Origin of the sequence: Rhizobium sp. SRDI969 (assembly GCF_025152725.1) — a bacterium.
Taxonomy (GTDB): Bacteria; Pseudomonadota; Alphaproteobacteria; order Rhizobiales; family Rhizobiaceae; genus Rhizobium; species Rhizobium leguminosarum_I.
This window is the reverse complement of record NZ_CP104035.1, coordinates 490,155-515,771: the sequence shown is the minus strand read 5'-3', so window position 1 is coordinate 515,771 and position 25,617 is coordinate 490,155. Positions and strand designations below refer to the sequence as shown.

The 25,617-nt window shown below is 60.6% G+C and carries 23 protein-coding genes and 1 tRNA gene; 6 read left to right on the top strand and 18 right to left on the bottom strand.

The genetic code is table 11. From position 1 onward, the window contains the following. Positions 1-221: 221 nt before the first annotated feature. Entirely contained in the window at positions 222-1,082 is an 861-nt protein-coding gene (locus tag N2A41_RS02460; protein ID WP_260110172.1) for a DUF937 domain-containing protein, read from the top strand. A gap of 106 nt (positions 1,083-1,188) precedes the next feature. On the opposite strand, the gene N2A41_RS02455 is transcribed toward N2A41_RS02460, so the two are convergent. Next, on the bottom strand, positions 1,189-1,500 hold the full coding sequence (locus N2A41_RS02455; RefSeq protein ID WP_222281642.1) for a DUF1127 domain-containing protein: 312 nt from the start codon (positions 1,498-1,500) through the stop codon (positions 1,189-1,191). A gap of 214 nt (positions 1,501-1,714) precedes the next feature. Between N2A41_RS02455 and N2A41_RS02450 the strand changes: the two genes are divergently transcribed. After that, positions 1,715-2,671, top strand: coding sequence for a LysR substrate-binding domain-containing protein (locus tag N2A41_RS02450; protein WP_032985245.1), 957 nt, complete (start codon positions 1,715-1,717; stop codon positions 2,669-2,671). Between the two features lie 6 nt (positions 2,672-2,677). On the opposite strand, the gene N2A41_RS02445 is transcribed toward N2A41_RS02450, so the two are convergent. The 5 genes from N2A41_RS02445 to N2A41_RS02425 all read right to left on the bottom strand — a co-directional run bounded on the left by N2A41_RS02445 (position 2,678) and on the right by N2A41_RS02425 (position 6,922). Then, positions 2,678-3,319: a TetR family transcriptional regulator gene (locus tag N2A41_RS02445; protein WP_260110171.1), complete on the bottom strand. Its 642-nt coding sequence runs from the start codon at positions 3,317-3,319 to the stop codon at positions 2,678-2,680. 442 nt (positions 3,320-3,761) lie between these two features. Continuing rightward, positions 3,762-4,178: an MAPEG family protein gene (locus N2A41_RS02440; RefSeq protein ID WP_026154447.1), complete on the bottom strand. Its 417-nt coding sequence runs from the start codon at positions 4,176-4,178 to the stop codon at positions 3,762-3,764. A gap of 191 nt (positions 4,179-4,369) precedes the next feature. Further along, on the bottom strand, positions 4,370-4,924 hold the full coding sequence (locus N2A41_RS02435) for a hypothetical protein (RefSeq protein ID WP_162119341.1): 555 nt from the start codon (positions 4,922-4,924) through the stop codon (positions 4,370-4,372). Positions 4,925-4,926: 2 nt separating this feature from the next. Continuing rightward, the gene (gene guaB, locus N2A41_RS02430) at positions 4,927-6,411 is read right to left on the bottom strand and encodes an IMP dehydrogenase (RefSeq protein WP_017967142.1); all 1,485 of its coding nucleotides are present in this window, start codon (positions 6,409-6,411) and stop codon (positions 4,927-4,929) included. Between the two features lie 340 nt (positions 6,412-6,751). Then, the gene (locus N2A41_RS02425; protein ID WP_222281679.1) at positions 6,752-6,922 is read right to left on the bottom strand and encodes a hypothetical protein; all 171 of its coding nucleotides are present in this window, start codon (positions 6,920-6,922) and stop codon (positions 6,752-6,754) included. A gap of 248 nt (positions 6,923-7,170) precedes the next feature. On the opposite strand from N2A41_RS02425, the gene N2A41_RS02420 reads away from it, so the two are divergent. Continuing rightward, positions 7,171-8,595 (top strand): DHA2 family efflux MFS transporter permease subunit, encoded by a 1,425-nt coding sequence (locus N2A41_RS02420; RefSeq protein ID WP_222281640.1) that lies wholly within the window; start codon positions 7,171-7,173, stop codon positions 8,593-8,595. Between the two features lie 7 nt (positions 8,596-8,602). Here the strand turns inward: N2A41_RS02420 and N2A41_RS02415 are convergent, their stop codons facing one another. The 3 genes from N2A41_RS02415 to N2A41_RS02405 all read right to left on the bottom strand — a co-directional run bounded on the left by N2A41_RS02415 (position 8,603) and on the right by N2A41_RS02405 (position 11,439). Then, complete coding sequence (locus N2A41_RS02415) at positions 8,603-8,986, bottom strand: VOC family protein (RefSeq protein WP_170256214.1); 384 nt, start codon at positions 8,984-8,986, stop codon at positions 8,603-8,605. 158 nt (positions 8,987-9,144) lie between these two features. Then, the gene (locus tag N2A41_RS02410) at positions 9,145-9,864 is read right to left on the bottom strand and encodes an RlmE family RNA methyltransferase (RefSeq protein ID WP_170256215.1); all 720 of its coding nucleotides are present in this window, start codon (positions 9,862-9,864) and stop codon (positions 9,145-9,147) included. A gap of 9 nt (positions 9,865-9,873) precedes the next feature. Beyond that, a complete protein-coding gene (locus N2A41_RS02405; RefSeq protein ID WP_260110169.1) occupies positions 9,874-11,439 on the bottom strand; it encodes a Ppx/GppA phosphatase family protein in 1,566 nt (521 codons plus the stop codon). 242 nt (positions 11,440-11,681) lie between these two features. Here N2A41_RS02405 and N2A41_RS02400 point away from each other — a divergent pair. Together N2A41_RS02400 and N2A41_RS02395 are read left to right on the top strand one after the other, a co-directional pair. Then, positions 11,682-11,755: transfer RNA gene (locus N2A41_RS02400), tRNA-Gln, on the top strand. Between the two features lie 158 nt (positions 11,756-11,913). Further along, complete coding sequence (locus N2A41_RS02395; RefSeq protein WP_260110168.1) at positions 11,914-14,001, top strand: DUF6538 domain-containing protein; 2,088 nt, start codon at positions 11,914-11,916, stop codon at positions 13,999-14,001. 42 nt (positions 14,002-14,043) lie between these two features. On the opposite strand, the gene N2A41_RS02390 is transcribed toward N2A41_RS02395, so the two are convergent. The 9 genes from N2A41_RS02390 to N2A41_RS02350 form a co-directional block, all read right to left on the bottom strand. Beyond that, positions 14,044-16,380 (bottom strand): hypothetical protein, encoded by a 2,337-nt coding sequence (locus N2A41_RS02390; protein WP_260110167.1) that lies wholly within the window; start codon positions 16,378-16,380, stop codon positions 14,044-14,046. Positions 16,381-16,617: 237 nt separating this feature from the next. Continuing rightward, the gene (locus N2A41_RS02385; RefSeq protein WP_260110166.1) at positions 16,618-16,932 is read right to left on the bottom strand and encodes a hypothetical protein; all 315 of its coding nucleotides are present in this window, start codon (positions 16,930-16,932) and stop codon (positions 16,618-16,620) included. 324 nt (positions 16,933-17,256) lie between these two features. Next, positions 17,257-17,661 carry a hypothetical protein gene (locus N2A41_RS02380; protein ID WP_260110165.1) on the bottom strand — a complete coding sequence of 135 codons (405 nt, stop codon included), beginning with the start codon at positions 17,659-17,661 and terminating at the stop codon, positions 17,257-17,259. A 12-nt stretch (positions 17,662-17,673) separates the two neighbouring features. Further along, a complete protein-coding gene (locus N2A41_RS02375) occupies positions 17,674-18,183 on the bottom strand; it encodes a hypothetical protein (protein WP_260110164.1) in 510 nt (169 codons plus the stop codon). Positions 18,184-18,225: 42 nt separating this feature from the next. After that, positions 18,226-18,996, bottom strand: coding sequence for an ATP-dependent Zn protease (locus N2A41_RS02370; protein ID WP_260110163.1), 771 nt, complete (start codon positions 18,994-18,996; stop codon positions 18,226-18,228). After that, complete coding sequence (locus N2A41_RS02365) at positions 18,993-20,978, bottom strand: ATP-binding protein (RefSeq protein WP_260110162.1); 1,986 nt, start codon at positions 20,976-20,978, stop codon at positions 18,993-18,995. Before N2A41_RS02365 ends, N2A41_RS02370 begins: the two co-directional genes overlap by 4 nt. Beyond that, positions 20,971-21,516, bottom strand: coding sequence for a hypothetical protein (locus N2A41_RS02360; protein ID WP_260110161.1), 546 nt, complete (start codon positions 21,514-21,516; stop codon positions 20,971-20,973). The genes N2A41_RS02365 and N2A41_RS02360 overlap by 8 nt, the downstream gene beginning before the upstream one ends. Positions 21,517-21,630: 114 nt before the next feature. Then, complete coding sequence (locus N2A41_RS02355) at positions 21,631-22,731, bottom strand: hypothetical protein (protein ID WP_260110160.1); 1,101 nt, start codon at positions 22,729-22,731, stop codon at positions 21,631-21,633. Between the two features lie 336 nt (positions 22,732-23,067). Next, positions 23,068-24,309 carry a hypothetical protein gene (locus N2A41_RS02350; protein WP_260110159.1) on the bottom strand — a complete coding sequence of 414 codons (1,242 nt, stop codon included), beginning with the start codon at positions 24,307-24,309 and terminating at the stop codon, positions 23,068-23,070. A gap of 356 nt (positions 24,310-24,665) precedes the next feature. On the opposite strand from N2A41_RS02350, the gene N2A41_RS02345 reads away from it, so the two are divergent. Then, positions 24,666-25,601 (top strand): HNH endonuclease, encoded by a 936-nt coding sequence (locus N2A41_RS02345; RefSeq protein ID WP_260110158.1) that lies wholly within the window; start codon positions 24,666-24,668, stop codon positions 25,599-25,601. Positions 25,602-25,617 lie beyond the last annotated feature (16 nt).

Below are 25,617 nucleotides of genomic sequence, written 5' to 3'. Positions count from 1 at the left end.
CTTTCCCCGGAATCGCTCTGACAGCCCCTATTGTCGACGGTCTCCGAGCACGGGCGTAGAGGCCGGCGGCATGGTGCTCCACGCGACCTGCCGCTGGAACCTTAGCCGAACGCTCTAGCGAAATTCCTCCCTAAGTTCTTATGGCAAAAAGCCGTTTGCGCATTGCCATTTCCGGTTATAGTGGCGTTACAATGCGTCACGACCTGGGGAAAGGGACTTCCATGCTGCCACTCTTCGACATGATGATGCAGGCGCAGAACGGCGCGGCGATGGAGGCGATCGCCCGCCAGTTCAACCTCGCACAGGAACAGGCGACGAAGGCAATGGCGGCGCTGATGCCGGCCTTTTCCGCCGGGCTGAAGCGCAGCACCAGCAATCCCTATGATTTCGTTGGGCTGATGCAGGCGGTCTCCTCCGGCAACTATGCGCGATATTTCGAGGATATGAACCGGGCCTTCACGCCGGAGGGCATTTCCGACGGCAACAACATCCTTGCCCAGCTTTTCGGCTCGAAGGAGGTTTCGCGCGCAGTCGCCGCCCAGGCGGCGCAGATGACCGGCATCGGCCAGGATATCTACAAACGGATGCTGCCGGTGCTGGCCGATACGCTGATGGGCGGGCTCTTCAAGCAGACGACCGGCCAGATGGCGTCGCCGGTCAATCCCTTCTTCAACACGGCGATGGGCGAGACAATCCAGAAATGGCTTGAGAGTACCGGCTTCGCCCCCAAGCCGGCCCCAGAGCCCAGCGTCTTCGACAATCCCTTTACGCAGGCGATGCAGCAGATGTTTTCGGTGCCGAAGCCTGCGCCAACACAGACGCCGAACCCCTTCCTCGACAATCCCTTCGCCAAGGCCTTCCAGGAGATGATCGGCGGGCTCGGCCAGCAGCCGGCAGCCCAGACTAAGACCAAGACGCCTGAAGCGCCGAAGGAAGAGGCGAAGGGCAATGCCGACAGCTATACCGAGATGCTGAACGCCATGTTCGACAGCGGGCTGGAAGTGCAGAAGAACTATCAGAGGAACCTGGAAGCGATCTTCGAAACCTATCGGCCGAAGCCCCCGCCCAAGACGAGCGAATAACCCCGGATGCGGGACTTTAGCACGTAAAAAAAACCCGGAGATGGCTTGGGAAAGCCGATCACCGGGTCAAGCGGCAGGGCTATTGGCTATCACCCTGCGGGGAAACTTAACGCTCCTGCTCTTCGTAGGGGCGCAAGAACGACGACAGGCGCCAGCGATTGCGCGCCGAGCGCGTCAGATGTTCCGACGGGTCCTCGAAGAAGGTCGAGGCCAGGAACGCAGAGGTCAGGTCGGCCCTGCTGAGGCCGATATCCCTCAGCTGCGTGTCGTTCAGATCATGCAGCGCATTGATCTCCATGCGATTGCGGAACACGCGAAAGAGGGAGGCCAACGGTGCGAGGCCTGCTGCCAGACGCTGGGAAAACGTCGGGGTGAGCTTGCCGCAGTCGAGTTCTATTGTTCGGTCTGTCATGCGCATGGGACTCTCCTTTCTTTCGAATTCTTTTAGGCGCGCAACAACCCACCCCTCCCGCGAGGTCATGCGGGAAGGAGCAAGGCTGAAGTCGGCTCGGACAGGCAGGGCGTCTGTCCTTCACTTTGCTTGATTTGCATCCCGAAGATGTCAAAGACCTATTGATCAGTCCAACGAATGTTTCTAATGATTATCATCAGCTATCTTTATGGGTGAAAACATGTCCGCGCCTCTTGATCTCGACCAATTGCAGACTTTCATCGCCATCGTCGATTCCGGCAGCTTCACCAAGGCCGCCGACCGGGTCTACAAGACCCAATCGGCCGTCTCCATGCAGATGCGCCGTCTCGAGGAACGCATCGGCAAGCAGCTGTTCATCAAGGACGGACGCGGCAACCGACTGACGGTCGAGGGCGAAAAACTGCTCAACTATGCCCGGCGCATCATTCGCCTCAACAATGAGGCGATTGCGGCCTTCGACGACAACAGGCTGGAGGGGATGCTGCGCATCGGCACGCCGGACGATTATGCCGACCGCTACATGCCCGAAATCATCGGCCGCTTCGCCAAGACGCATCCGAATGTCGAGCTCTATATCGTCTGCGAACCCTCGGTGGATCTTGCCGAGCGCATGCATAAGGGCGAGCTCGATATCGCGCTCGTCACCCACAATCCGCGCGAGCGCATGTCCGATGTGGTGAGAACCGAGCCGCTCTGCTGGGTGGGCTCGGCCAACCATCCGATCCGCGACGACGCACCGGTGCCACTTGCCGTCGGCCGGCGCGACTGCCAATGGCGCCAGCTCGCCTGCTCGGCGCTCGATGCTGTGGGGCGCGAGCACCAGATCCTGTTCACCAGCTGGTCCTGCACCGTCGTTGCCGCTGCCGTGCTTGCCGGCATGGCCGTTTCGGTGATGCCGGAATCGGCACTGCGGACGGGCATGAAGGTGCTGAGCCAGGCGGACGGCTTTCCGGCGCTGCCGCCGGTGCAGATCGGCATCATGAAGCGGCCGGGCGTTTCGCTCTCGCTGATGAACGCTATTACGGCGCACATCACCGCCTGTCTCGACAACATCACGCCTGCTGTCGTCGACGACAGCCTCGAGGCGGACGTCAAATCCGCCCAGGCGCGGCTTTATCCGCGGCTGAAGGCGGCCAATATGGTCCCAAGCTGGTAAGAGCTCTCAGGCGGCGCGCGGCAGGGTCGTGGCAAAAAGGGAGGCGCGGATTACGCGCTTCCACTCATCGAGCATGCGCCGCGCCAAGGCCTCCTCGCTCACGGCGGCTAGCCGGATGACAGCACCGATCAGGTGGCTGAACAGGTAAGTGCGCGCATACATGTCTTCGTCGCAAAAGTCGGGAGCCAGCTGGCGCACGGCGTCATGGAAGATGCCGGCGACGCGACCGCTATGTTCGATATTCAGCTGCAACAGATCCTGATCGGTCTCCGTTCCCATCCAGACGCCGAGATAGACGGGATCGTTGTGGTAGGAATCGTAATACCAGTCGATGATGGCGCAGACGCGGTCCAGCGCCTGGTCGAGTGACTGGACGTCGGAAAACATCGCCGCCATCTTCGCCTGGATCGCCGAGGCGTGCTGGTCGAACAGGGCTTTGACGATTGCCGCCTTCTCCGGGAAATACTGGTAAACCGAACCGATCGGCACCTTGGCGGCAATGGCGAGTTCCGTCATCCGCATGGCGCTGACGCCTTTTTCGGCGATGATCTTGGCGGCGGCAGCGAGAATGAGGTCCAGCCTCTGGATGCTGCGCTCCTGCTTCGGCTTCCTGCGCAAGCCGATGCGTTCCATGCTTTCCGCGCCCATGTCGTTCCCACTCTTTTTGTTCACGGCGAAAGGCATGTGCCAAACCACCGCGTCGAGCCGATATGACATGCAGGCCTTCATCCGCGGTAAATGGAAACACTCGCATTTTAACGGCTGGGAAAAGCGTGCGAAAACGGTGCGCTATCGTACAATTCGAAGTGCTACGGCGTCCTGTGCACGACTGAAACAGACGCTCGGCGCCGCACGCATATCGAGTCAGAATTTCACCGGCAGCGCCGCCTGCGCCCCATGCTGCTGTGTGTTGTCTGCGATCTTGGGAATGGCCCACCGTGCGGCGGCCATCTTGCCGCCGATGCCGGCATGTTCGGTCGTCGCGCTGCAGCACTTTGAATTGCTGCAGATCTTATCCTTAGATCGATCCCGATTTAAGGAATTATGTAGCAGGTGGCGGGCAAGTGATGGGGCGGTAGCGCCTGCCGCCTCAACTCATTACCATCCATGCGCCGAGCCAGACCCACATGGCGGCAAGCACCAGGTAACCGGCGGCGAAGATCGGGCTGCGATAACGCAGGTCGTTGCTGGTGACATGGATGGCGGCGTGGGCGTAGCGCAGGGCGACGAAGGCCCAGGCGAGGCCGGCGGAAACGAGATTGTCAGCCTCGGTGATATAGAGAAGAATGCAGCAGGCGTAGAAGAGAACCGGCAGTTCGAACTGGTTGGCGAGACAGTTCTTGACGGCAAGGCTTTCGGCCGGCTCGCGGCGGTTTTCGCGATAATCCGATTTCGCGATGGTGCCGGCGCGGACCATTTTTGCGCGCCGAAGCCCAAGAAGCGCATACAGACCATAGACCAGGGCCACATGGGCAAGGAGTGGCCAGAATATTTGATAGCCGGTCATATGGCCGCTTCCTTTCTGCTTCCGCATTTGTTGCGCGTATGACAGCGCCGCGCGTCTTTCCGGCACGCAAAGGACGCTGTAATACCTTGAGTTGCTGCATAATTTTCTCCTTAAATCGATTCCGAATTAAGGACTTATGCAGTAGCCGAAAGGAGAACCGGACACCAGCGCCGCTCAGGCCGAAGGCGGCCTCAATCCTGGCGCGGCGAGAGCCAGCGACCGATGGCAAGCCGGACGATGAGGATGAAACAGATGGCGAGGCTTGCGAATTTCAGCCGCGTCATCCATGGCAGTAGCTGCGTTGCAACAGCAGAGGGCGCACCGTTGCCGAAGGCGATGAGGCTCGAGATATTCTCGCCGTAGTCGGCAATGCCGTAGATGAACGGCAGCAGGTAAACCGCTTTGCCAATGACCGGATGCAGCGATTGGCCGAACCACGAACCAACAGGACCGAGCTTGAGGAAGGCGAAGAACAGCAGCGCCGTCAGCAGTGCCGGAAAGATCAGCTCCGGCCCGAAATACATGGCGCGTAGCAGCCTGGTCGCTGTCTCGTTCTCATCGAGCAGCTTCTGCATGTGGAAGACGGCCGACTCGTCGTAACCGGCGAAATAGGTGTCGAGCACCGCCTGGCCGGTTTCATGCTTGAAGGGAACGACGAAGCCGAAGGTCGTCCAGGCAAGCACGGCAAGGCAAAGGGCTGCGAGCAGCGCGACGATCCAGAGAGGAATCCCACTGCCCGCTTTCATGATCAGAGGCCAGCGCCCGGATAGTTCGGGCTCTCGCGGGTGATCGTCACGTCATGGGCGTGGCTTTCGCGAAGACCGGCACCTGAGATGCGCACGAACGTGGCGCGGTCCTGGAATTCCTTGAGGTCCTTGCCGCCAACATAGCCCATGGCCGCCTTGAGGCCGCCGGCAAGCTGGTGGATGACGCCCGAGACCGGCCCTTTGTACGGCACCTGACCTTCGATGCCCTCAGGCACGAGCTTCAGCGTGTCGCGCACCTCAGCCTGGAAATAGCGATCAGCGGAGCCACGGGCCATGGCGCCGACGGAACCCATGCCGCGATACGCCTTGAAGGAGCGTCCCTGGTAAAGATAGACCTCGCCCGGGCTCTCATCGGTACCAGCAAGCAGCGAGCCGATCATGACGGCGGAAGCGCCGGCGGCGATCGCCTTGGCAAGATCGCCGGAGAACTTGATGCCGCCATCGGCGATGACGGGCACGTCTTGATCATTCGCCGCCTGCACCGCCGACATGATCGCGGCGAGCTGCGGCACGCCGACGCCGGCGACAATGCGCGTCGTGCAGATCGAGCCCGGACCGATGCCGACCTTGACGGCATCCGCACCGGCATCGATCAGCGCCCTGGTGCCGTCATAAGTGGCGACGTTGCCCGCCATGATGCGCACCGAGTTGGAGAGCTTCTTGACGCGGGAGACGGCATCGAGGACGCGCTGCGAATGGCCATGGGCGGTATCGACGACCAGAAGGTCGACGCCGGCTTCGATCAGGCGCTCGGCGCGCTCGAAGCCGTCATCGCCGACGCTGATGGCGGCGGCGGCGCGAAGCCTGCCCTGCGCATCCTTGGAAGCGTTCGGGTTCAGCTGCGACTTCTCGATGTCCTTGACGGTGATGAGGCCGACGCAGCGGCCCTCGGTATCGACGACCAGCAGCTTCTCGATGCGATGCGAATGCAGCAGGCGCTTGGCCTCCTGCTGATCGACGTTTTCCTTGACGGTGACCAGATTGTCCTTGGTCATCAATTCGTGGATCTTCTGTTCGGGATCGGAAGCGAAGCGGACGTCACGGTTGGTCAGGATGCCGACGAGGCGGCCGGACTTCTCGACGACTGGGATGCCGGAGATGCTGTAGGACTTCATGAGCGCGAGCGCATCGGCAAGCGTCGCATCGGGGCCGATCGTTACCGGATTGACGACCATTCCGCTTTCAAACTTCTTCACCTGCCGGACCTGCTCGGCCTGCTCGATCGGCGTCAGGTTACGATGAATGACGCCGAGCCCGCCGGCCTGGGCCATGGCGATCGCCAGGCGGCTCTCGGTGACGGTATCCATGGCGGATGAGATGATCGGGATGTTGAGTTCGAAATCGCGGGCGATACGGGTGGAGATATTCGTCTGGCCGGGCATGACCTCGGAATGTCCCGGCTGCAGCAGCACGTCGTCGAAGGTAAGCGCGTCTGCGCCGGTTGCCGTTTCAATGATGCGTGCCATGGCCAAATTCCTTCATTTAATAAAAATGCGACCCTGTCCGGAAACGAATCGTCCGCCCCGTCGGTCTGCATTGGGTTGCTTGGAAGTTGGCGAGGGCTGGTAACACGTCTATGACAGGAAGGAAATAGCAAAAAGCCCGGCATGTCAGCCGGGTTCGTCATGGGTGCCATGCGCGAGGAGCATTGCGGGAAAAGCGCTAAGCATTTTTCGGTCCGGAATGGTTTAAATACAATATGTTATAGCGGTATGTTATAGCGGTCAGCGCTTTCGTGAAAGCCTGAACCGCTTCGGATCAGATGTCGAACTGATAAGTCTTCGGTACGAAGCGATAACCGCCATCCTACCTCTCGACGAAGCCGACTGCCGGGAACGGCATGTGGTAGCCAAGGAAGGCGATCTTTTCGGTCGCGATCATCTCGATAGCGGGCATTCTTGAAGGCAGCCGCCCCGCCAGCAAGCCAAAGCCTGCGGCGAAGACGGCGCGCCGCTTCATTCGCGTCGAAATTGGCATATATCCATTCTCCCATGACGCGCGGTGTTCGCAGCCCGGCCTCGATGACATTTCCGGCCGGATTTCTTGCCCCGGCCAAGTAAACATATGTCAATCTGACGGGCGACGTTGATGCGCAAGCCGTCTCACGCAGACGTGAAGCAAAGGTGCCGTCGACCCGGATTTGGGGATTGGCAGAACTCGCAGCTGGGACTAAACAGCACGGGCCTCTCCAGCTCCAATCCGCTGCCCCATCAAGGCTCCCGCCTATGAATCGCATCGTCCCGCTGATCCTTGCCGTCGCCCTTTTCATGGAACAGATGGATTCGACCGTCATTGCGACGGCGCTGCCGGCGATTGCCGCGGATTTGCATGTCGGGCCGATCACGCTGAAGCTGGCGCTGACCTCCTACATGGTGGCGCTGGCGGTGTTCATCCCGGTCAGCGGCTGGATGGCCGACAGGTTCGGCGCCAAGAAAATCTTCCGCCTTGCCATCTCCGTCTTCGTCATCGGCTCGATTTTCTGTGCCGTCTCGTCCAACCTCGTCGAATTCGTGTTTGCCCGCTTCCTGCAGGGCATGGGCGGCGCGATGATGACGCCGGTCGGCCGGCTCGTGCTGGTGCGCACGACTAAGCGCAGCGACCTGGTCTCGGCCATGGCGCTGCTCACCATCCCCGCGCTTGTCGGCCCACTCACCGGCCCGCCGCTCGGCGGCTTCATCACCACCTATTTCAGCTGGCACTGGATCTTCCTGATCAACGTACCGGTCGGCATCATCGGCATCTGGCTTGCGACGATCTTTCTGCCGGAGGTGGAAGCGACTGCGCCGCCTCGGCTCGATTTCACCGGTTTTGTGCTGACCTCGCTATCGGCTGCGGGCGTCGTCTTCGGTCTGTCGGTGGTCAGTCTGCCGGCCCTGCCCCCGATCATTGGCGTCACCGCCACCGTAATCGGCCTCATCTGCGGCTTCCTCTACGTGCGCCATGCCAAGCGGCATCCGGCGCCGATCCTCAACCTCAACCTGTTCAAGAACCCGACGTTTCGGTCCTCCACCTTGGGCGGCACGCTGTTTCGCATTTGCGTCGGTGCCATGCCCTTCCTGACGCCGCTGATGCTGCAGCTCGGCTTCGGGCTGACGCCATTCCAATCCGGCCTCATCACCTTTGCCGGAGCGATCGGGGCGATCACCACCAAGTTCATGGCAAAGCGCGTCTTCGCCGCTGCCGGCTTCCGCACCACGCTTCTCGGCGCCGCCATGGTGACGACCCTGGTGACTGTCATCACAGGCCTTTTCACGCCGTCGACGCCGCACCTCGTCATCATCGGCGTGCTGCTGCTCGGCGGCTTCTCCCGCTCCTTCATGTTCACCGGCGTCAATGCGCTTGCCTTCGCCGATATCGATGATGCCGAGGCGAGCCAGGCGACATCGATGAGCTCGGTGATGCAGCAGGTCAGCCTGGCGCTCGGCGTTGCGGTTGCCGCCGCGATCCTGGAGAGCTCGATCCATATCAGGGGCGAAGCGCTACAGGTTGCCGATTTCCACCTTGCCTTCTACATCATTGCCGGACTGACCGTCATTGCAACCATTCCCTTCGTCAGAATGGACCGCAATGCCGGCGCAATCGTTTCCGGCCACCGCTCCAAGTCGATGACGGCAGCAACGGTCGAAGCAGAACAGCAGGCGGTGAAATAGGCAACCGCTACTCCGGGTTTTCGCAGACGGCAGAGAGCTTGTTGCCGTCGAGATCACGGATATAGGCGGCATAGAAATGGGCATGGTAGGAGCGCAGGCCGGGCTCGCCCTCATCCACGGCGCCTGCCGCAATCGCCGCGGTATGGAAGGCATCGACATCCGCCCGCGTTTCGGCCGCCAGCGCGATCATGGCGCCATTGCCTGAGGTCGCCCGGCGGTGATTGAACGGCGTCACCACCCAAAAGCGACAGCGCGTATCGCCCTCGGCGGAATAGCCGATTTCCTCTTCGGAAGAGCGCTGGCGGCGATAGCCGAGGGGAGACAGCACGGCATCATAAAAATGCCCTGCGCGATAAAGGTCGTTGGTTCCGAGCGTGACGTAAAGAAGCATGGGATCAGCGGTTCAAATCCTCACAGCGCCGCGCGACCTTTCGGACACGCAAAGGACGCGGCAACGCTTTCCATTGCTGCCTACCTTATCCTTAAATCGATCCCGATTTAAGGAATTATGCAGCCGATCGCCATCATCCGTCAGGACCGGCTTGAAGATCAAGCTTCTTCTGCTTGGCCTTCGGCCTTGCGCCCCTTGAACCCCTTGGCCAGCAGGAACATCTCGACCGATTCGGCGCGCGACGAGTTCGGCTTGACATGAACGACCTGGCGGAAGTTCTGCTTGAGCATGGCGAGCAGCTCACGCTCGGTTCCGCCCTGGAAGGTCTTGGTGAGGAAGTGCCCGCCTTCCCCCAGCACTTCGACGGCGAAATGCGCTGCCACTTCGCAGAGATGCATGGTGCGCAGATGGTCGGTGCGGTGGTGGCCGGTGGTGGGTGCTGCCATGTCTGAGATCACGAGATCGGGTGTGCCGCCGACGGCTTCCAGCAGCTTTTCCGGCGCAGTCGGATCGAGGAAATCGAGCTGCAGGATCTTGACGCCCGGCAGCTGGGTCATTTCAAGGAAATCGATCGCGGCCACACGGATGTCCTCATCGGTCGAGCCGGTGACCTTGGCGGCAATCTGCGACCAGCTGCCGGGGGCAGCGCCGAGATCGATGATGCGCTTGGCGCCGCGCAGGATATGATGTTTCTCGTCGATCTCCAGCAGCTTGAAGGCGGCACGGGCGCGATAGCCTTCAAGTTGGGCGCGCTGAACATAGGGATCGTTGATGTGGCGCTGCAGCCATTGGCGGGACGAGGCCTTCATCTTCTTGTTCTTGACGCGCTGGCCGAGCTTGCGGCCGGTGCGGTTTCCGGCGATCGGTGCCTTGGTCATGCCTTTTTCCTATCTCGCGCGCTGGCCGCGGCGGTTGCGATTGCGCCGCCACACGCCGTCATCGGCCATCATGTCGGTGAGCAGGCCTTCTCTCAAGCCGCGATCGGCAACGCGCATGCGCGGGCTTGGCCAGCGGCGGCGGATCGCCTCGAGAATGGCGCAGCCGGCGAGCACCAGATCGGCCCGGTCCGGCCCGATACAGGGATTGGCGGCGCGGCTTGCGAAATCCCAGGAGAGAAGCTTTGCCTGCATGGCGGAGACCTCGTCATCGGACAGCCAGATGCCGTCGACCTTGCGCCGGTCATAACGCGGCAGGTCGAGATGGACGCCGGCAAGCGTCGTCACCGTGCCCGATGTGCCGATCAGGTGGAAGTCGCCGGTCTGGGCGACCTCGATCTCCGGGCAATCGAAGCTTCCAAGCATGCCTTCGACTTCGCGCACCATGCCTTCGAAGGCCTCCGGCGTGACGTCGTGCCCGCCATGGCGCTCCGACAGCGTCACGACGCCGACCGGCAGCGAGGTCCAGTGGGTGATGTGATTGGCGAGGCGGCTGAAGCGATTGTCGCCGATGCGGATGACGGCGATCTCCGACGAGCCGCCGCCGATATCGAAGAGCACGACGGAGCGCGTCTCGCGACCGACCAGCGACGAGCAGCCGGAGACCGCAAGCCGCGCCTCAGTCTCACGATCGATGATTTCGAGCACAAGGCCGGTTTCGGCAACGACCCGGCTGAGGAAGTCCTCGCCATTGATCGCCTGGCGGCAGGCTTCGGTGGCGATCAGCCGCATGCGGCGGATTTCCCGGTTCCTGAGCTTGGAGGCGCAGATCCTCAATGCCTCGATCGCCCGCTCCATCGCCTCATCGGACAGACGGCCGCTGGCCGCAAGGCCTTCGCCGAGGCGTACGATGCGGGAAAAAGCGTCGACGACACGGAACTGACCAGCACGGGTCGGCTGGGCAATGAGGAGACGGCAATTATTGGTGCCGAGATCGAGAGCAGCGTAGAGCTCCTCCGGCCACACATACTCGCCGCCCTGGCGGTCACCCTGATAACCGGGATTGATATGGCCGTCTTGGCGGCCCTTGCGGCTGGCGGCCGCGCCGTTCTGCGTTTCGCGCGGGACGGCGACGCGCGCCGTCTCTTCCGCGCGGCTTTCCTGCTGCGGGACACCTGCTGGTTTTGCCGATGTCAGCGGCCGGCCCTGCAGACCGCGCTTGCCGCGATGCTTGCGGCGGTTGCGACGGCTCGGCGCCGAATCGCCATCGGACCGGGCGGCATGATCTGCCGCTCCGGCCTGTTCCAACACATGAGGTTGAGGTGAACCGTCCTGCGCAGCGCCATGGCCGCCACGACGGCGACGCTTGCGCTTGCGAGCCGGATTGCCGGCTGCATCTTCCATCGGGCGCGCAGGCTGTCCGGCACCGCCGGAAGGCTCATGCGAAGCGGGATGAGCCGCGTTGCGGGATTGCCCGCCACGTTTGCCCTTGCGGCGCCTGGACTTCTTGCCGTCCTTGCGCCCTACCGCCGACGCCCCGTCAAATTGCGGTTTTACGCCGCCTTCGGGGTCTTCCACGTTCTTTTTCCATCGCGCCGCGCAAGTCCTGGGATATGCAGCAGGCGCTCATTCGATTTTTGCGTTGCCGCAAGAATATCAGCGCCCGCCGAAATCGCCAAATTCTTTTTTGGACAGGGGATTTGCGACGGTTTCACCCTTCCGCGGCAGTACCGATTTTTTTCAAAACAGCTATTTGCAATTCCCCGGCTTTTGGTTATAAGCGCCGCACACCAGCCGACCGCCCGCCGGTTCGCTTATGCTGGGGAATAGTTCAATGGTAGAACGACGGACTCTGACTCCGTTAATCTTGGTTCGAATCCAGGTTCCCCAGCCAATTCTCCCTAAATCCCCTTAATTCCTTGATTTTCCAGTCGTGCCGGATCCCGTTTTGGCATCATTGGCGACCTGATGCCCAGAACTGATGCCCAAAGGTGATGCCCAGCCGAAATCGGCGCGGTTGAACCTTCGGGCTCGATACAGGGTCTTTTCGCCATGGCTGTGCGCCACGAGGTCGAGAATCTCATCCGCCGAGGAAACATCTTCTACTGGCGCCCCCGGGTTCCGGCCGCCTTCGTTCATTGCCAGCCCGGCAGCCGGCTTTCACTCAGCCTTCACTGTTCCGACCATAGAAAGGCTCAAGTCATTGGCCGGAAGCTCAATACGAGGCTGGCCGACTTGAAACTGCATTCGAAGGAAGCGATGTCCAAGCAGCAGCTCCAGAAACTGTTCGAGCATGAGCGCGACAAGGAGCTCGAACGGCTCGACGACATCAATATGATGGCCCGCCGCAACGGGCGCGGCGGCGATGTCGTTGAGATGGAACTTGATCTCGAAGCAGGCCGGGCCTGTCAGCTCATCGCGAAGTTCGGGAACCGGACGGAGCTGACGCTGGAGAGTGGCTGCGCGGGCTTCACCTATCTCATGAACAATGGCGTTCCGATTTCGCATATTGACGCCATCAGGGCGAACTACCGGGGCGAACTGGCCATCGCTCGCAGCCCCGGCTTCGAAGACGGCATCCGACGACTGATCTACAATTTCGAAATCGACGACACTGTCGTCAATCGCCAGCGCGCCATGTCGAAGATCTTCGAGGGTCGTGCCGCGGCTCTTCTTGATATCGACGATCGACACGAACTCGTCGACCGGACTTCAAGCGAATTCACAGGCGGCGGCAGAGCGAGCACGTCGATGGTCAGGGAGAAGCCTGCTCAAGTCGAACCTGCTGCCTCTCACTCCTCGATACTGGGCAAAGAGAGCAAGCCGGCACCGACTGTAAGGCATATCAAGGGGGCCGAGGAAATCGCATACCTCGACCTCTCGCCACGCGCAGAGCCGAAGGCAAAGGCAGCGATTGCTGAAGCGCAAGGTGCGAACCAGCGGGTCGTAGCGCTCGAAGAGTTCGAGCAGGAGTGTGAGAAGCTCATCAAGAACATGGGTGAAGATTGGACAACCGAAACCGGACGAGATGCCATGGCGCTGGTTCGGATGTTCAAGTCGGTGCTCATCGAGCATGGGGTAGAGCATTCCGGGCAGATCGAACAATACCACATTGGACAGTTGCGTCAGCACTTCAATCACATTCCGACGGACTGGGGCCGAAGCAGCAAGATGCGCGTCATGTCAGCGCCGGAACTTCGTGCTGAAGGCGACACGCTGCGTAAGGCTGCGGAGATTTCAGGAAGCAAGGCGAAGGTTGGCCTAGCTGCCGGAACGATCCGAAAGCACTTCGGAAATCTACAGCACTTCCTGAAGCATCTGAAAGGCCACGGGTTCGAAATCGAAAACTGGACCTTTGAAGGACTGCGCCCACGAAAGCCCAAAGCAGGAGACATCCGTCACCAGCAATACAAACCGAAGCCTGAAGACATCGCTCCGATTTTCGCAAGTCCGATCTATACGGGCTCACAGGATCATCTACGCGGAAAACGGAGGAAACCGGGCAAGCATGTCTTCCACGATTCGCTATACTATCTGCCTATCCTGTTCACTTACCTGGGTCCTCGACGCAAAGAGTTCGCGGGGCTCGCAGTCGACGACATTGCAAAGGACGAGGACGGATATGTCATCCTCCTTCGCACGAATGGCATTAGGCGATTGAAGACCGCGCAATCAAAACGACTGCTACCAATGCCCGACGAATTGGTTCGATTGGGCTTCCTCGACTACTATCAGGCGATCAAGGGACTCGGATACGAAGCTCTCTTCCCGGACCTGTTCTCGGATAAGACAGAAAACGATCCGGGAGATCGTTTCTACGACACTTTCACCCCTGTCATGCGGGGCGCGCTCGGCGAAAAAATGTGGGAGCGATCCATTCATGCCCTTCGCCACGGCATGGCAGACACCCTGAAGCAGGCCGGCGTCCCGTCTGAAGTGATCGATGACATTTCGGGGCGATTGAGCGAAGGCAGTGAAACGAACACGCGATACACAAATCCGGCCGGCCTTCCATTGATGCGAAGCGCGCTCAAACACTATCCGATCATTACGTCGACCGTCGAACCGAAGCCGCTGCAACTTCTGCCATGGATCGAGAACAAGCAACCGCCGCCATGGGCGCGAGAAGGCAAGAAATGAAGCCCGGGGCGGAAATGATTTCCGCCCCGGCATGCTGCGTGACTAGGCTGCTTCCCAAACCTGATTGAGAATTCGTGCCGCCAATGCCGCCTTGTCCTGCGGAAGGAAACGGCCGTAGTGCTTTGCCACCATGTCCGCCGTATCCTGGATGGCATAGCTCGCCTGCTCGTATGAGCCGGTCTGCTTCAGGATGTGGGTCGCCAGCACATCACGAACGTTGTGAGGCCCATGGGGCAACAAACCTTTGATCGCCCCACGGCCGGTGTATGGATTGTAGATGCCGTAGCGCTGGATGGTGAGCCGCCATGCCTCATAGAAGCTGGTGATGTCGTAGGCGGCGTCGGTACTTGTTGTCTTGACCGTCTTCACGAAAAACGTCCCGGGATCGACAGCACTTTTAAGAAGAACCGAACGGTGCCGCTCGACGTAATCATCAATGTGGCGGTAGAGGTCGAGCAGATCGGGCAGCACCAGCCTGAATGGTTTGTCTCCAAAGAACGACGAATGGGCGTTCTTGAAAGCCACCGCCGGGATCAACACCTCCCAGCCACCATCTCGGTCACTCCAGCGGAGTTCACCGCGCTTGAGCTTTTCGAGCATGCGTTCCGGGCGCGGCATCTGTCCGCGTGGGCATAGCATCAATTGCCGAAGATTTTTCTGGCGAAGCCCCAGATGCAATCCCAGCCTCAACATGAGGAACGAGCGAACCGCCTCGGCAGCCGGACGCGGATAGCGCTCCTCATCAGGCATCAGCCTGATGATCTCCTCGGTGATCTTTCGATATTCGCCGACAGGACTGTCAGCTTCGAGGACCGGCATGATGGGCTCGAACGGATCTCGATGGACCCTGGCGATGCGCTGGATTTCCTTCACACGGTGAGAGGCATGTTTGTGAAAATCCTCGCAGGCGCCGTGCCAATCCTCACGGGCAAAATCGATTTCGTTCTGCGAGACGAGACCGGCAATGGGCTGCACACGCGACAAGAGTTCCGGATGCTGTCGAAGCCACCCGGTGCTTTCCTTAGTGATTGCCAAGGCTATCCGCAGCATGTCGACTTCCCACGCCGTGTAGAAACCCCGGCGGCTTTCGCGCCATTGCAGATACCAGTCCCATACGCCCGGAAAGATGAGCAGTCCGAAGGTCAGTTGGCGCAGCGGCACCCCATATCCCTTGATCTCTCCCGCCTTTGACGCCGCAAGAGCGCCAAACATCAGACCGAGATGCTCGATCTTTTGGGAGGCGGTTTCCTCACCCCAGACACCGTTTCGCTGAAATCCGATCGAGGTCAATGCGGAGGTCTTAAAGCGAACCAGATCGGCCATCTCCATGGCAAGCGTCGGCGGCGCATCGATAACGCCGGACAGGAGGTCGGGATCCTCGATCCAGGTTTCTTCATAATTCGTCGGTACCGCGATCTTTCCATCACGCGGCGCGCGTCCACCATAGGATACGCCGGGAAACCGGATGGCGTAGCGCTGCTTCGCCGCGGCAGCCTGGAACTTGCGGTAGTCTGTCGACCCACTGATGATGACACGCCGGACCCAATCCAAAATCTCCTCGCGCTTGGCGAAGGGAAGCGAATTGAAGTCATCGGGTAGATGCCACGCGATCCTGCGTCTCTCAGCAGGCTCGATGCCCGAGAGATTGAACCCGGACGCCGATCGCGACTGATGTGGCAGCTTCGCTTTGAAATAGCCTTCCGGGAGGCGGTAACGGCGCTCGATACGACCAAGCACGTCGAAGCTATCAGTGCTCCGCGGCACGCGCCGGCCTTCGATCCAACTCAGTAGCGTATTCTTGTCCATGGGCTCATCAGGTCGCACCACTGATCGATAGAGAACCCAGTAGGTCTCACCGTGGCGACGCATGTGAAGCTGGAGTGCCTCGGCGAAATCGGCCGGGTCATCCCACTCGCGAAACAAGGGCTCTGGAAACTCTCCTTTCACGCCAGGCTTAGGCTCCGCCGAGGCGAGGTGAGGACGTGCCGTCTTCGAAGGCGCGGACTTGATTGTCGGTTTCGTCTTCTCGGCGGGGGTCCTTTTTGCCCTTGTCGCGCCTTGAGGCTTGCGGGTGGCCCCTCCTGCCTCTCCGGCTGTTTCCCCGCCGTCCTTGTTCCAACGAATGATGGCGTCGAACCCGGGATCGATCAAACGGTGATGCGAAGCAAGCGATCGAGCATCGATCCCTGTCGTGCGAGCAACGACATCCCATTCGGTACGGCCTGCCGTTCGAGGTGGCGCACACCGTCTTTCGATGAGCCGCCGCATATAGGCATTGAGGGCTTCGGCTTCGTCGCTGGAGAAGACAGTCGAGAGACGCAGTTCGCAATAGGCGTCGATCTTACGTTGGAAGGCTTTGATTGCAGTTAGCTTGGTCATTTCACTTCATCATGTTCGTTACTTGGACCCTCATTGCGAGGGGCCGGCCGAGCTAAGCGAAGCGAATTAACGAAGAATTGGAGCCATCTGATTCTCTGTAAATCCGATTCAGAATCAAACGGCGTTTTCGGGAGTAATGGGGGGAGAAGTCGTAAAGGAAACAAACGCCGTTAGGCGTTGGTCGGCATCGTCGAGCAAGCAGATCCGATAACAACAGACCAAGTGGACAGCGGGCGCTCAGATCTCATGGTCGGGGCCGTCGGGATAGATCAGGTGGATTTTCCTGCGAAACGGCGAGCCGCCCGTCCGGTACTTGGCGACGAGATCGTCGAACACTACGTCGCATTCGCGCTCATCGAACCCCTGATCCGCCAGCATCGAGACGATCTTGTTCTGGAATTTCTCCAGCTCCATCTGCTGACCCTTCTCGATCGCTCGCCGGATCAACCAGAACAGCGCCACCCGGGCCACATCATCTCTGTCAGGCCGCTTCGCCCTTCTGTTGGTGTCGCGAAGCGCCTTCTGTCGCTGCCTTGCTGCCTTCAGGTTCATGTCGCTCCTCCAGATCCTCGATCTCTTCAATGGTCAGGGGACCGGCCCACCGGCGCAAGCCTTGTTCGGCGGAATCGGAAATATCGAGCTTTGAATCGGCGGCGCAGAACCATGAATCAAATGACCGCAATTTGTTTCGAGTTGCGGGCACGTCATCTCACGTCAAGACGACCTATCTGGCCGCGAACGGCGTTGATGAATCATCGTATTCGAGTTCCGAATCAAAAATCCGGAATTCGGAATCAAATGAGCGCAATTTGTTTCAGGTTGCCGGAAACCTATGGTGAGTTGCCGACAACGTGCCGCACCTCGTCTTAGGTCACGTCACATCAACACGATGGTGTCCGACCAGCCTTCCCATTTGTGCACGGCAGCGATTGCCGGAATGCCTTCACCCCGCCGGCCGTCGACGACATCGAGCATGCCCAACAGTCCGATGGTAGCATCGAAACGATCCTCGTCCGCCCTGTCCGCGTCGAATCCATCATCGATGAACGGCTTAAGCAGATCGGTATCGAGATCCCGCCGCGCTGCAAGCCATGGCAAGATACTCTGTCCCATCCGTAGCCGGTCTGCCTGACGTCGCTTGCTCCAACCACTTCGGGGCATGCCGATCTGACGGTACACATCGCCAGGATAGGTCTCAGTGACGACGACTGGCTTGCAGTTGGCGAGATCGACCAAGCTTCCATCGAACGGCCACAGCCCAATCTCGTGCAGTCTCGGCACGATGATTTCCCGCTATCCCCAGATCGCACCTTTGCCGACCTGATTGCCGCCGAGTGTCCAGAACAACATGCAGGCGGCCTGCCGATCTGCGTTCGCCCGTTCGCAAACACGCAGAAGAGACGACGCATCAGAAATGCCGAGAGCCTCGAAAAGATGGGCGCGCGCCGTGCCGTCAGGGCGCGTGGGATAGAAAGGGCGATGCAGCGAGATCTGATCGCGATGATCGGCGACACTGTACCAATCTGACCAGATCCCGGTGCCGAACAATTTCAGCGCCTCGCGGAAAGAGCCAAGTCCGACTGCTCGTGCATAGGCCTCCGGTAGGCCGATGGGGAAGTCGAACCCGATGAGAAGCGAGCCAGGCTCGACGGCGCGACACCGCAGCCGGTCGAACAAGTTCGATGTATCACCGACGAGTTCCGGCTGAACATACCATCGTCCGCCGCGTTTGGTGGCCACAGCCATCCAGCGCTTTTTCTGCTCCATGCTCCAATCGCAATGGGCGACGACCGCGACACTCATCCTACACTCCGGTTCTCGTCATCATCCGCATGACTATCAGCTTCAGGGCGTCGGCTCACCGTTCGCCAAGATCTGCAGCACCGCCGCCTCATCCATTGCCTGGGCATCGAATAGGGCCTTCGCCAGCGCATGGAAGATCGGCTTACGCCTCCTGAGGATCACCGCCGCCCGGTCAAGCGCCGCTTCCAGCTTGGCATGAACACGAGCCGCCAGCTCGGGTTCACGATCCAGAACCGCGCCCGGATCGCGATGAGGACGGTAGAGCAGCGGATGTTCGGTCCCGAAGCCAAGCGTCCGCTCCATGTCGTAGGCAAGTCGCGTGGCCCGCGCCAGATCGCTGTCGTCGGCGCCCCCAGAGCCGCTAGAGACGCGCTTGAGCATCAATTGCTCGGCGGCCCGCCCGGCCATCAGCATGGTCAGCATGTTTTCGTACCAGTCACGGGTGTCGGCGGACCAGACGTGGAAGCCGACAAGATTGTAGCCGCCCTGCCCGGTGTCGATATTGAGACCGCGAACAGGTCCGAGATCAAGTGCATGATGGACGACGGCATGACCCGCCTCGTGGAACGCGAAACGCCAGCGCAGATTGTAAGGCACCGGCGGCCGATTACGGCGGATGCCGTCTTCGATGTCCTCATAGCGGATCGCCCGCTTGCCGCGGCGTGCTTTCAACCGTGCTTCCCTGACGATGCGTTCGATATCGGCGCCCGTCAGCCCCATGGCCCGCGTGGCAAGTCGCCTCAGAATGTCATTGACGGAGTGGGCATGCTGGCCGGCTGCTACGGCCGTGTTGGTGTTCTGCGGCTCGGTCATCGGCTGGCTCCTTTCCGTTCCTCTTCTGCTTCTTGCTCCAGATGATCGGCGACGATCTTCCCCAGCGAGAACCCATCATCGTTTTCCGGCTGGACGTCCGTTGCCGGCTCCGGGATCAGCGACATCGCATCGTCACCGAGGTGATGGGCAAGAATTTCCGCGAGCGTCGGCACGTCGGGCTTGGGGATTTCGATATGGGTCTCCAGCCGTCCGGATCGCTTGATGGCCTCGTCGATATCGTCAGGGCGATTGGTGGCGCCAACGATGATCAGGCCCTCGCTCCTCACAGCACCGTCGAGCAGTTCCAGAGCCTTGTTGACCACGGCATTCCAATAATCCGCATATTCGCGCTCGGCAGGCTGCCGCTTGCCGATGCCGTCGATCTCATCGATGAACAGGATCGCCGGCGCCATGGCCCGCGCCTCTGCAAAGGTCTTCGACATTTTCTCGATCACGTCGTTGAGATGTCCGCCCTGAAGCCAGGTGGACACGGACGTGACGACCAGAGGAATCTGCAGGCTGTTGCACAGCGCCCGGGCAAAGGTGGTTTTGCCGGTTCCGGGCGGGCCTGACAGCAACAGCTTGGTGCTCATCTCCGACCAAGCGAGGATGCTGGCCCGATAGTCGTCGAGGTCGGCCTTGAGATCGAGCGCCCAGTTCTTCGCCTTGCCATATCCGGAAAGGGTTTCGACGGTCAGTGGCGGCTTGTGGCCAGTCTCGTCAGGCATCGGCGAAGGATATGGCTGGATCACTTCGGCGCCCGACGGCTTGTCGCGCTTCCAGCGACCGCTGCCATCGCTTTCGGACGACTTCGGCTTTTCATCCGATCCCGACGCCTTCTCCGTGGATGAAGTGGAAGGCTTCGATCCCGATGCCTTGTCGCCACCCCCGCCGCCGCCGCCATCGCCGTCCTCTTCCTCGAAGTCGCCGCGATTGCGTTCGATGAGGATTGCAAGGACGTGAAGCACGTCTCTGATATGGCGCCCCGGACGGAAGGCAAGGACCAGATCCTCCAACGACAACCAGCGTGCATCGGAATCCGATGGCAGGCCCAGCATCTCGATTGCCTCCCGCGGGTAGAGCACCTCGACCAGATCGGTGACGAAGCTGCGATCGAGCTTTCCCGTTTCCAGCGACAGGTCGGCGGAGATGCGCAGGAGGGAGGGAATGTCCGACCGCTTTTCCGCGACGGCGAAAATTGGGAAGCCGCGGGAAAGCGCGCTAAGCATCCGCCGACGCAGAGCATTGCCGGTGACACGATGAACGCCCGCGCCCGAGAAGGTCATAAGACGTTTGCGAACCTCCCCTTCATGAACATCGAAGTGGTTGTCGTCGAACATCTGGTCCGCATCAATGATCGCGAAGGGACTGCCCGGCACCAGCCGGGATTTCTCCAGCAGCCGGAGCACTTCCCGCTCGAAGCCGTCGAGCGGCGCGTGGAGGGTGACCACCGGTGTGACACGGGTCAGCGTATAGACAAGCTCCCGAAGGGATCTTCCTCCATCCTTGACCATGCGTGCCAGAACCAGGGCAGACACGACATGAGTGACCAATGGCGCGGCGGCTGCCTGATCGACCAGGCCAACGGCGTAGCTACGCCGATCGATACCATTGCCCAACAATGCGCCCTGCACGATTGCGCCGCCGCGGTTGCGGGGAAAGGCAAACAGCGGTGAGGCCGGCAGCGCGTCGATGGCCTCCATCGCCACGACACCGTTGCCCGCAAAGCGGGTGCTTGGCGTGCTCGCCTCCTTCCGCGCAACCAACCCCGCACCAAAGTCCCGCCGGAACCAGATACCGTCACGGATCGGATCGCCGCTCAGCCTTGTCGTGTCAAAGGCCGGTGTATAGCGGCAGAGCATGTGACCATCGACCTCGACCATCTTCGCCTCGAGCAGACCGTTGCGCAGTGCGGTCCGGCGCGCCTCGCGGCGGGCGAGATGCCGAAGGCGGTGAACAAACAGACGAGCGAGCTTATCCATCGATGCGGCCTCCCTTCTGCGCGGCAATAATTGCCGTGATGGAGTTCTGCACAGGATCGCGGGGCCGCGTCCGGCCCCGCCGCCGTCCGTCGTCGGCACCAAGTTTCGTGACCTTCGCCAGCACACGCTCGCGCGGCGAACGGCGATGCCAGCCGGTATCAACCGCCGCAGCGATGACCGGGGCTGGCCTGGTCAAATGCTTGCTCGGGGACCGGCCGAGATCCCGGTTGCGGTTGCGCATCCAGTCGAGCAACAGACGGCATGCCGCATTGCCGCCGTGGGCAAGTGCATGCAACCGCAGCATCAGAGGTTCCGGCACAAGGCCATCCAGCAGGGGGCCTTGCCGAACGCAGGCGAGCGCCAGGCCGATGAGAACGGCCGGATCGTCGCGATAGCTCGAACCGTGCCTAAGGCAGGCGGATTGGATATGAGAGAGATTCGCAGACTTGCCGTGAACGCAGGGCAACGCGACGGTTTCGGTCGTGACTGCTTCGCAACGGAAGCCGGCCACAGACGGGCTGTGGATATCGATGGACATGACTGTCTCCTCGCCGGAGCGCATCGGCATCCGGCGTTCATGGAATGGAAGGATGAGGGATGCCGGCCACGCGCGTCACGGCGCGGCCGCGATCAATGCCGGGCCGGCGGCCTGTCAGTGCCGGCGCGGACGGCGGGCAAAGCCGACCCGGATGCGGACCGGTTCCGGTTCTTCGTCGTGATCCTCGTCGAAGCAGCCAAGATCGTAATGGCCATCATCGTCGTGCGGCGCGACCATCGCCTGCTCTTCTTCGTAAGCGCGAGACGGTCCGTTCAGAGCGATCAGCGGGTTTGCGACAATGGCAGCGGCAGGTGCCGTATCCGAGATGGCCATTGCCACCACACCCAGTGCCTTACGGGCTTCTGCCTCGAGAAGCTGCTGCACGCGGCGGCCGAAGCGGAGGCGCAGTTGGGCCATGCAAGCGGCAACACCGTCGATCTCCAGCAGGTCATCGATCTCGCACAAGGCCCAGATGCCGGTCGTGTGATCGCTCGGGCGGCTGGCGCCATCGACGATGGCCACTTCGACCGTGTCGACCATCATGCGCTTGTGGTGCTTGTACAGCCAGTCCGGCAGGACCATCGCCGAGGCCATCATCTTCATCTTCAGTTCTTCGAGACGGCTGGTGTCGCCATACGAGGCGAGCGACCGTTTGACGTCGAGGATATAGGCGGTGTGCCGGGCGCGGTTCACGACGATCAGGTCCGGCGTGTAGCTGCCCTTGGCGGGGGCTTCGCAGTCGAGCTTCACACCATCGAGGCTCTGCCAGTCGTTTCCGGACACGGCTTCAAGCGCCGCCTTGACCAGCGGCAGTTTGAGCGACTGCGTGAGTACGGTGATATTCGGATTGGCCTTCGCTAGACGCTCGACCGCCTGCTCCAACAGCTTGCCTTCGCGGAACGACACGGCGCGGACGAGCGAGGCAATGTGGACATAGTGCCCGAGGATCTCGTCCTCGATCGGCTCGCCGTCAGCGATTGCCGCGATGGCGCGATCGATCAGCAGGTCGAGATCGGCCTCGACATCACAGAAGCGAACGATCTGCGCATGGCGGCGCAGCGCTGCCGGCTCGATGGCCGGCGCTGCGGAACGAGCCGAAGCGCTGCCGAAGCCGAATGGGCGCTGGTTCAATCCGGAAGCCGAGGCGACTGCTTCGGTGTTGATGGTCGAATGGAGAACTTTCCCGATGGGGAGTGCAGATGTAAACGTGCTCATAGCCCGATTCCTTTGTACGAAGGTTGAGGGTCAGGCCCTTGTCGATGTTACCAGCATCGGCTTGGGCCGCTTTGTGTCCGGTCATCCGAACGGCCCTAACCTGGCAGGACCGGCGACCGGGCTCAAGGACCCGGAAGAGCAGAATTGGAACAAAGCCGGTACAAGGTTAACGATGGGCTCACGGGGGTACGAGGCCGATGAATGCCTCCAGCAGTCGACGCGAACCTGGCTGCGCGTTTCCGGTCGCCGTCCGGAAGCAAAAAGAAAAGGGCCGACATGCGGCCCTCTCGAGTTTGGCGGGAAGGCCGGTCCCCGGCCTCCAAGCCCGCGCTATCGCTAGGCTGCAGATGCGGCTCCGTCGTCGGCTTTGTTGGCGGCTGCCTTGGTGCGGTCAAGGAAGGTGGGTCGTTTGAAGGCTTTCGGCGACTCAGCCAAAGCTTCGGCCAGAGACGGGATAGAATCGTCCGACACGACCTGCCTGGATACCGCCGGCGATTCCATCGTGACTTCGGCCCCGAATGGCGCAAGCATCGCTTGAAGCCGTTTCACGGTTTCGTCTTCGACCGAGCTTGCCTTGCAATCGGCAAACTCGGAGGTCTCGTTAACTTGGCGCTGTTGCTGATATTCAGCCACCGAGCTTGCTTCGACAGACGCGAGGTTTGGCGAAGTCGATGCTGTGCCACCCAGGGGCCAGACAGGATCCTTGGTTTTCGCCGAAGCCCACTCCAACAGTGGCAAGACTTCGTTTTCAAGCCATGTCCGGAGTTCCCCCTTTTCCGGCCAGGTGTCCGTGCCACCGATCTTGTGAAGCAGATTTCCGACGTCATTCCACCGGGTGTTCGCCGGAAGCTTGGTCTCCCAGATCACGTAGTCAAAGTTCGGATTGGGCATGACAAACTGGGCAAGGCTTTCAAGCTCCTTGCGGGCAAGGCGGGCAGTCAAATGGATCTGAGCCGCAAGCGTCTTTTTGATCAACCGCTTCTCCAGAAGCGCCTCACTGACATGCGCGCGGATCTCTTCGAGGTGTCCGACGAAGGATTTGATGCCATCCCGGACCTTGATCGCGATGATTGCCTTGAGCCCGTCAAGGCCGCCGACATCGTGCGGATGGATCTGTGGCCGTGACTCTGCTTCGCTTTTCGCGCCGGCCATAATCGTTGCGACGTCCTGCACCCTGAGCTTACCGTTCTGGGCGGCAAAGCCGATAACCTGCTCGATCTGCTCGGGCTCGGCGGTACTCAGCTTTCCAAGAACCGTCGGACCGACAGCCAGTTCCACCAGAATATCCTTGTAGCGGGCCAGGTTGCGGAACACCGCGCGCTGGGTCCGGACATGGCGCGCCGTGTAGCCGCAGCGCTCCACGGCCCATTTTTCCAGTGTTCCTTCCGGGAGCAGCCCGGCTGCGCGCTCAAGATGCTCGCCCAACTTGAAGGTCTCTTCGGTCGAACGGCGCGAAACGCCGATGAGGAACGTGGCCGTCTCTTCGAGCTGGCTCTTGGTGTCCTCGGCGAGCGAGTAGGCTTCGTAGAACATGCGGGCGGCGGACGGGAGGGTGAATGCGTCGGCAGTCTTGGCCATGATTATCTCCATGCAAAAGTTATGACCGTAAAAGCACAACCGCTTTTACCCATCTATTATCTCAGAACAACTCACAAAGTTAAAGCAATCGTAAGTTTTGCAATAAATCTTATCCAAGAATAGTAATGACTAATACATCGAACAATTCTTTACGATACTATAAAATGCCTCAAATAAGCGGCGAATCGAAAAATTTTCATTTCCATGAACGCAAGCAACTGCCACAATTAATACGTGCACGCTTTCAGCTAAAGCGAGGGCTGACACGTCGGGAGTGTCCGGGCCTTTTCAAGTCAGCCTTCTGCCTGGTACCAAGATGCCGGCAACCTGATTTACAGAGGGAGCACGTCCGTCCCATGGCGAAGGCCATACTGACCACCAAGGTCGATCCGACCTACGACGACCTGCCGGAGCAGCGGTATCATTTCCCGCGCACCTATCTGCGTCAGGTCGAGGCGGCCCGCGGGGACTGGATCGTCTATTATGAACCGAGGCGTCCGAGCGGCGACCTGATGAAGACCGGCGGCAAACAGGCGTATTTCGCTACGGCGCGAATTGCCGACATCATCGAAGATCCGTCGAAACCTGACCACTTCTACGCGCTGATCGAGGACTTCCTGCCCTTCGATCATGCCGTCCCGTTCAAGGAGGCGGATCATTACTACGAGAGCGGCCTGCGCAAGGAGGACGGCTCGACGAACAAGGGAGCGTTCGGCCGCGCTGTCCGGAACATCCCCGACGCCGAGTATGACCTCATCCTCGCCGCGGGCTTCGCGCATGTCCTCGGGAAACGTGACCGCGAACGCCCGACGCCGGATCCGGCCGAAGAAGCCCGGATCGGATTTGGCGACAATCCGCAGATGCCTTACGAGATTGAGAGCATCGATCGCCGTATCGTCACGCAAGTGCTCCAGCGCCCCTTCCGCGACCATGCCTTCTCCGCTGCCATCAAGACGGCCTATCATGACACCTGCGCCGTCACCGGCCTCAAGCTGATCAATGGCGGCGGACGATCAGAGGCCCAGGCAGCCCACATTCGTCCCGTCGCCGACGGCGGCCCAGACAGTGTTCGGAACGGGCTTGCGCTTTCCGGCACGGTGCACTGGATGTTCGACCGCGGGCTGATTTCGGCTGATGACGATTACGGCCTGCTGATCGCGAGCGGCGGCGTGCCGGACACGATCACCCGGCTCATCAATCCCGAGCGGCGCCTGCTCGTCCCACTAAGGCCGGACGAGCGACCGCATTCACAGTTCCTGCAATATCATCGCGAGCGAGTGTTCAAGGGGTGAGGTTGCGGAAATGATT

Excerpts from the sequence above, each read along its gene's own strand:
- N2A41_RS02410 (WP_170256215.1), bottom strand. The coding sequence starts at position 9,864 with ATGACCAAGGCACCGATCGCCGGAAACCGCACCGGCCGCAAGCTCGGC.
- N2A41_RS02420 (WP_222281640.1), top strand. The coding sequence starts at position 7,171 with ATGAATCGCATCGTCCCGCTGATCCTTGCCGTCGCCCTTTTCATGGAA.
- N2A41_RS02425 (WP_222281679.1), bottom strand. The coding sequence starts at position 6,922 with ATGCCAATTTCGACGCGAATGAAGCGGCGCGCCGTCTTCGCCGCAGGC.
- N2A41_RS02370 (WP_260110163.1), bottom strand. The coding sequence starts at position 18,996 with ATGACCGAGCCGCAGAACACCAACACGGCCGTAGCAGCCGGCCAGCAT.
- N2A41_RS02460 (WP_260110172.1), top strand. The coding sequence starts at position 222 with ATGCTGCCACTCTTCGACATGATGATGCAGGCGCAGAACGGCGCGGCG.
- N2A41_RS02385 (WP_260110166.1), bottom strand. The coding sequence starts at position 16,932 with ATGAACCTGAAGGCAGCAAGGCAGCGACAGAAGGCGCTTCGCGACACC.
- guaB (WP_017967142.1), bottom strand. The coding sequence starts at position 6,411 with ATGGCACGCATCATTGAAACGGCAACCGGCGCAGACGCGCTTACCTTC.
- N2A41_RS02445 (WP_260110171.1), bottom strand. The coding sequence starts at position 3,319 with ATGGGCGCGGAAAGCATGGAACGCATCGGCTTGCGCAGGAAGCCGAAG.
- N2A41_RS02435 (WP_162119341.1), bottom strand. The coding sequence starts at position 4,924 with ATGAAAGCGGGCAGTGGGATTCCTCTCTGGATCGTCGCGCTGCTCGCA.
- N2A41_RS02375 (WP_260110164.1), bottom strand. The coding sequence starts at position 18,183 with ATGAGTGTCGCGGTCGTCGCCCATTGCGATTGGAGCATGGAGCAGAAA.
- N2A41_RS02360 (WP_260110161.1), bottom strand. The coding sequence starts at position 21,516 with ATGTCCATCGATATCCACAGCCCGTCTGTGGCCGGCTTCCGTTGCGAA.
- N2A41_RS02390 (WP_260110167.1), bottom strand. The coding sequence starts at position 16,380 with ATGACCAAGCTAACTGCAATCAAAGCCTTCCAACGTAAGATCGACGCC.
- N2A41_RS02355 (WP_260110160.1), bottom strand. The coding sequence starts at position 22,731 with ATGAGCACGTTTACATCTGCACTCCCCATCGGGAAAGTTCTCCATTCG.
- N2A41_RS02440 (WP_026154447.1), bottom strand. The coding sequence starts at position 4,178 with ATGACCGGCTATCAAATATTCTGGCCACTCCTTGCCCATGTGGCCCTG.
- N2A41_RS02345 (WP_260110158.1), top strand. The coding sequence starts at position 24,666 with ATGGCGAAGGCCATACTGACCACCAAGGTCGATCCGACCTACGACGAC.
- N2A41_RS02450 (WP_032985245.1), top strand. The coding sequence starts at position 1,715 with ATGTCCGCGCCTCTTGATCTCGACCAATTGCAGACTTTCATCGCCATC.
- N2A41_RS02455 (WP_222281642.1), bottom strand. The coding sequence starts at position 1,500 with ATGCGCATGACAGACCGAACAATAGAACTCGACTGCGGCAAGCTCACC.
- N2A41_RS02415 (WP_170256214.1), bottom strand. The coding sequence starts at position 8,986 with ATGCTTCTTTACGTCACGCTCGGAACCAACGACCTTTATCGCGCAGGG.
- N2A41_RS02365 (WP_260110162.1), bottom strand. The coding sequence starts at position 20,978 with ATGGATAAGCTCGCTCGTCTGTTTGTTCACCGCCTTCGGCATCTCGCC.
- N2A41_RS02395 (WP_260110168.1), top strand. The coding sequence starts at position 11,914 with ATGGCTGTGCGCCACGAGGTCGAGAATCTCATCCGCCGAGGAAACATC.
- N2A41_RS02350 (WP_260110159.1), bottom strand. The coding sequence starts at position 24,309 with ATGGCCAAGACTGCCGACGCATTCACCCTCCCGTCCGCCGCCCGCATG.